General features: G+C 75.9%; 4 protein-coding genes. 2 read left to right on the forward strand and 2 right to left on the reverse strand.

Annotated features, from left to right (window positions below; all coding sequences use genetic code 11):
• Positions 1–199: 199 nt before the first annotated feature.
• Positions 200–964 (forward strand): hypothetical protein, encoded by a 765-nt coding sequence (locus tag ACFV6I_RS10815; RefSeq protein ID WP_063346597.1) that lies wholly within the window; start codon positions 200–202, stop codon positions 962–964.
• 51 nt (positions 965–1,015) lie between these two features.
• Here ACFV6I_RS10815 and ACFV6I_RS10820 read toward each other — a convergent pair whose 3' ends face one another.
• Positions 1,016–2,380: a nitrous oxide reductase family maturation protein NosD gene (locus ACFV6I_RS10820; protein ID WP_380424459.1), complete on the reverse strand. Its 1,365-nt coding sequence runs from the start codon at positions 2,378–2,380 to the stop codon at positions 1,016–1,018.
• A gap of 31 nt (positions 2,381–2,411) precedes the next feature.
• Between ACFV6I_RS10820 and ACFV6I_RS10825 the strand changes: the two genes are divergently transcribed.
• Positions 2,412–3,623: a Dyp-type peroxidase gene (locus ACFV6I_RS10825; protein WP_380424461.1), complete on the forward strand. Its 1,212-nt coding sequence runs from the start codon at positions 2,412–2,414 to the stop codon at positions 3,621–3,623.
• Between the two features lie 69 nt (positions 3,624–3,692).
• Here the strand turns inward: ACFV6I_RS10825 and ACFV6I_RS10830 are convergent, their stop codons facing one another.
• Positions 3,693–4,904 carry a cytochrome P450 gene (locus ACFV6I_RS10830; RefSeq protein ID WP_380424463.1) on the reverse strand — a complete coding sequence of 404 codons (1,212 nt, stop codon included), beginning with the start codon at positions 4,902–4,904 and terminating at the stop codon, positions 3,693–3,695.
• Between the last annotated feature and the right edge of the window lie 173 nt (positions 4,905–5,077).

Raw genomic sequence — 5,077 nt, forward strand, 5'->3', positions numbered from 1 at the left:
GGGGGCGGCGGGCGGGGGCCGGGGGGCCCCGGCCGCCGCCCCCGCGGCGGGCCCCCGGTCTGTGCGCGCGGGCGGGGGCGCGGCGCGGGGGGGCGGTCTCGGCGGCCCGGGCCCGCCCGCCGCTCGTTCGCACGACAGTGACGACAAGTACGACGGTCACGACCAGTACGACGGTGCTGACCAGGAGGAGGGCTGCCAGATGGCCCGTAGGAAGATTGGGAAGAGGGCGCGGCTGGGCCTGCTCGTCGGGGTGGTCGGCGCGGTGGTGGTCGCCGGGGCCACGGCCCTCGGGGTGACGGCCTGGGGCGAACCGGAGGAACGGGCGGTGACCATGGACGAGGCGTCCCGGCTGGCGCTGTCCCGGCTGACGCTGTACCAGGCCAGCCCGGCGGCGGTGGCGCTCACCGCGGCGGAGGGCGGCGGCGTGCAGATCCGGGTGGAGGGGGTGGTGGACTACCGCACCCGCCGGGGGGTGGGCCGCTACCAGGTCTCCGGGGCCTCGGGCCAGCTCGACCACGGCCTGATCATCTGGGACGGCGACGGCCTCGGGCTGGCCCCGGAGCCGGCCGGCTCCGGCCCCGCCTGGGAGCAGGCCGAGCACGTCCCCCGCTCCGGCTGGTCGCCGCGCTCCTACACGGCGGACCCGCTGGACGCCGGGCTCGGCCTGCTGGTCCGCCTCGGCGCCGACCGGCCGGACAACCCGCTGCTGCTCGCCCAGTCCGGGGCGCGCCTGCTCGGCCGGGACCGCATCGACGGCCGCGACTACGACCGCTTCTCCGGCCCGCGCGCCCAGGGCGCGGCCCCGGACGGCGGGCCGTCGCCGCTCACCTACTGGGTCGACGGCGACGGCTCGCTGCGCCGGGTCACCATGCGGATGCCCGGCCTGGGCACCCCGACGACCGTCGACCTCACCGGGCGGCAGGACGGCGTGCGGATGCCGGAGGCGCCGTGGGCCGCGGGGTGAGGCCCCGGGGCCGTTAGGGCCGCCGGGGCTGCGGCTCACCGGGGCCCGGGCTCACCGGGGTTGCGGCACGGTGGCGGCGTCCGTGGGCAGGGCGTAGCGGTCCGGGTCGACGGGCCCCGGCAGGTCCGTCGCCGGCCGGCCCGGCGCCGACGGGTCGGGCAGGGAGGGCTGCGCGGCCGGGGCCTGCACCTGGTGGAACGGCACGCCGGGCGGCGCCATGACGGTGGCGGGCCGCCCGCCGGGGAGCGGGCTGCGGCCCTGCGCCCCGCACGCCGCCTGGCCCTCCAACTGGTCCGGGCTCTGGGTGTCGGGCGTGTTGCCGGTGAAGCAGTTGCCGGGGTCGGTGGAGGCCAGCACGAGGTCGACGCCGTTGCCCGTGGCGCGGTTGCCCTCGACGCGGTTGCCGCTCGCCGGGTGTCCGGGCGGGTCGGTGACGATGATCCCGGCGGCGCGGTTCCCCTGGACGAGGTTGCGCAGCACCTGGTTCGCGGTGCCGCCGCCGATCCCGAGGCCGATGCCGAAGCCGCCGTCCGCCTGCTCCGGGGTGTCGGCGGCGTTGTTGTCGGTGATCACGTTTCCGGCGATCACCGCGCCGTGCTGCGGGGCGAGGGACTCCAGGTCGTTGGAGTTCACCGTCACGCCGACCCGGTTGCCGACCACCCGGTTGCCGAGGATGCTGAGCCCGTCGGAGGCGTTGGTCAGCTCGATGCCGACCGCGTTGCGCTCCACGGTGTTGCCGTGCACGAGGGTGTCGCAGGGCTTGCACTGGCCGACGTAGATCCCGGAGTCGGCCTGCCCGGAGGCGTAGGAGTCCTCGATCACGCCGCCGCGCGCGTCGAAGGCGTAGATGCCGTACAGGCCGTTGTCGTAGGCCGTCACCCGGGAGGCCCGGAAGCCCTGGACGGGCGGGAAGCGGTTGGTGTCCAGCGGGTCGTACGCGGAGCCGCCGGCGCCGTGCCGTTGCAGGTGCTCGTCGGTGACGCCGGTGAACAGGACGCCGTTGGCGAGGTAGCCGTGCACGGTGAGGTTCTCCACCACCGAGCCGGCGCCGGTGACGGTGATGCCGTTGACGAGGCGCACCCCGCCGTTGAGGACGACGGTGTTGCGGTCCGTCCCGCGCAGGACGATGCGCGGCTTGGTGATCCGGACGCTCTCCGGGTACACGCCCGGGTGGACCAGCACGGTTTCGCCCTCGCGCGCGACGTCCACGGCCTGCTGCACGGTGGGGAAGTCCTCCGGGACCTGGATGACCGTACCGGCCGGATGGCGGGCCTCGTCGGAGGAGGAGCCCGATGCCGCGCAGCCGGCCAGCGCCAGGGTGGTGGCGAGCAGCGCCGCGGACAGCCGTCGCAGGGGCCTCGTGGCACGTGCAGGTGAGGGCCGCCGAGTGAAATGACGCATCATCAGGATTTGCATGAGAGGTGTTCTATCGTCTCCAATGTCGCCCATGCATGCCGAAACCGGAAAAGTGCGGAAACAGACGGAAGCCGCCGGACCCGGTGTCGAGCGGAGGGCGCTGCTCGCGGCCGGGGCGGTGCTCGCCGCCGGACTCGGCGCCGGCGTCCAGGCGTTGGCGCACGGCGGCCACGACGGCTCCGCGCAGCAGCACCCGGCGGCCCCGCCGCCCGACCCGGCGCCCCTCTTCCACGGCCCGCGCCAGGCCGGCGTGACCACACCCCCGCAACCCGCCACCCAGCTGCTGGCCTTCGACCTCGCACCCGCGACCACCGCCGGCGGCCGGGACGTCCTGCGCGGCCTGCTCGCGGACCTCACCCGGCTGCTGGCCGCCGCGACCGCCGGGACGTCGCCGGACCTGCGGCTCCAGGGCGCCGAACCGGCCCGGCTCACCAGCCTGGTGGGCGTCGGTCCCGACCTCGCCGCCCGGCTCGGCCTGAACGTCCCGGCCGCGCTCGCCGACCTGCCGGCCTTCGCCGGCGACCGCCTCGACCCGGCGCGCGGCGGCGGCGACGTCCTCCTCCAACTCTGCGGCGCCGACCGCTGGACGCTGACCGTCGTCGCCGAACTCGCAGCCACCGCCGCCCGCGCTGCCGGGGCCACGCCTCGCTGGAGCCAGTCCGGCTTCCTGCCCGCCACCGCCCCGGGCAGCACCGCCCGCAACCTGTTCGGCTTCAAGGACGGCACCGCCAACCCCGACGAGCCGACCGCCCGGCAGTGGGTCTGGGGCCCGGCGGGTGCGCACGAGAACGGCACCGTCCTGGTCTACCGGCGGATCCGGATGGACGTCGCCGCCTTCGCGGCCCTCCCCGCGGACCGGCGCGACCTGGTCATCGGTCGCCGCGCGGGCGACGGCGCCCCGCTCACCGGCAGCGCCGAACACGACGAACCGGACGTCTACGCCAAGAACCCGGACGGCTCCTACGTCATCCCCGCCACCGCCCACGTCCGGCTCAGCAGCCCCCGCCTCGACGGCGGCGCGCGCATGCTCCGCCGCGGCTACAGCTACGACGACGGCCCGGACGACCGCGGCCTGCTCTTCTGCGCCTTCATGCGCGACCCCGCCCAGTTCACCCGCGTCCAGACCCGCCTCGCCACCCGCGACGCCCTCAACCCGTTCGTCCAGCACCAGGCCTCCGCCGTCGCCTACGTCCTGCCCGGCGCCGCCGAGGGCGCCACGTTGGGCGAGCAGCTCTGGGGTTGAGGACGGTTTGCCCGCGACGGCCCGGGGGTCGACGCGGGCTGCCCGCCGCAGGCGGCCCGGCGCCCCCGGCTACCAGGTGACCGGAAGCTGGGCGGGGCTGCGGGTGGTGGTGCCGAGCTGCCAGGTGAGCCGGTCGACGGGGGTGGTGAGGCGCAGGCCAGGGAGGGCGGTGGCGAGGCGGCGGAGGGATTCGCGCATTTCCAGGCGCATCCGCCAGGCGCCGAGGCAGTAGTGGGGGCCGGCGCTGAAGGCGAGGGTCGGGGCGGGCAGGGGGTGGTCGAGGCCGGCGTCGAGGCCGTCGGGGAAGACGGCGGCGTCGCGGTTGGCACTGCCGAGGCTGACGGCGAGGACGGCGCCGGCGGGGATGTGGACGCCGCCGAGGTCGACCGGTTCGGTGGCGCGCCGGGTGGTGGCCTCGTCGTCGCCGAGCGGGATGAAGTGCAGGAGGCGTTCGGTGACGCGTTCGGTGGTGTCGGGATCGGCGAGGCGGGGCCAGTCCTCGGGGCGTTCGCCGAGCAGGTAGACGAGGGCGTTGCCGAGGGCGCCGGTGACGCTCTCGTTGCCGCTGGCGGTGAGCCCGCAGACCAGGTAGACGAGTGATTCCTCGGGGACGCCGCCGTCCTGGTCGGCGGCCTGGACGAGGCGGCTGACCAGGTCCTCGCCGGGGTGGTGGCGGCGGCGGGCGATCAACTCGCCGGTGTAGGCGGCGTATTCGGCGAGCGCCTCGGCCGGGTCCAGAGCGCCGTCGGTCGCGTCGCCGCCGTCGTCCGGGGTGCCGTCGGCGAGGATCGCCCTGGTCCAGCGGCGGAGCCGTTGCTCGTCGAGGTGGTCCGGTCCGTCGCCGTCGAGCCCCATCAGGCGGCTGGTGACGGCGAAGGGCACCGGCCGGGTGAAGGCGGTGACCAGGTCGGCGGGGGTGCCGCCGGCCGCGAGGGCGTCGACGGCCTGCTGGACGCCCTCCGCGACCCAGGGCTGCCAGCCGGCGATGGCGCGTGCGGTGAAGGCCCGTTGGACGGTGCTGCGCAGCCGGCGGTGTTCCGGCCCGTCCTGGTTGAACATCGACGCCGGGTTGCTGGAGACGTCGGCGCCGCCGCCGGGGGTGCCGACGGTGGCCAGGTCGCCGCGGGTGAAGCGGGGGTCGGTGAGGGTCTGGCGGACGTCGTGGTAGCGGGTGACCAGCCAGGCGGGGGTGCCGTCGGGGAGGGTGGTGGGGTGGGGCGGCTGGGCGGGGGTGACGGGGAGTCGGTGCAACGGGGGGAGGGCGGGTGCGGCGGTGGACATGGGTCCCTTCGGGGTCGGCGGTCCGGCGCGGGATGAGAATCCAACTGTCGTATTTACGTAGATCGTTGGATTCCGCTGCTGCTTGTCCCGTTGGTCCCGATGGTAGCGATTTCACCTCCTCCGGTCAGGGTTTCACCGGGGCCTGTCCGGCGCGCATCCCGCCGGGCGCATCC

The sequence above is a fragment of the Kitasatospora sp. NPDC059803 genome, from assembly GCF_042732255.1.
Taxonomy (GTDB): domain Bacteria; phylum Actinomycetota; class Actinomycetes; order Streptomycetales; family Streptomycetaceae; genus Kitasatospora.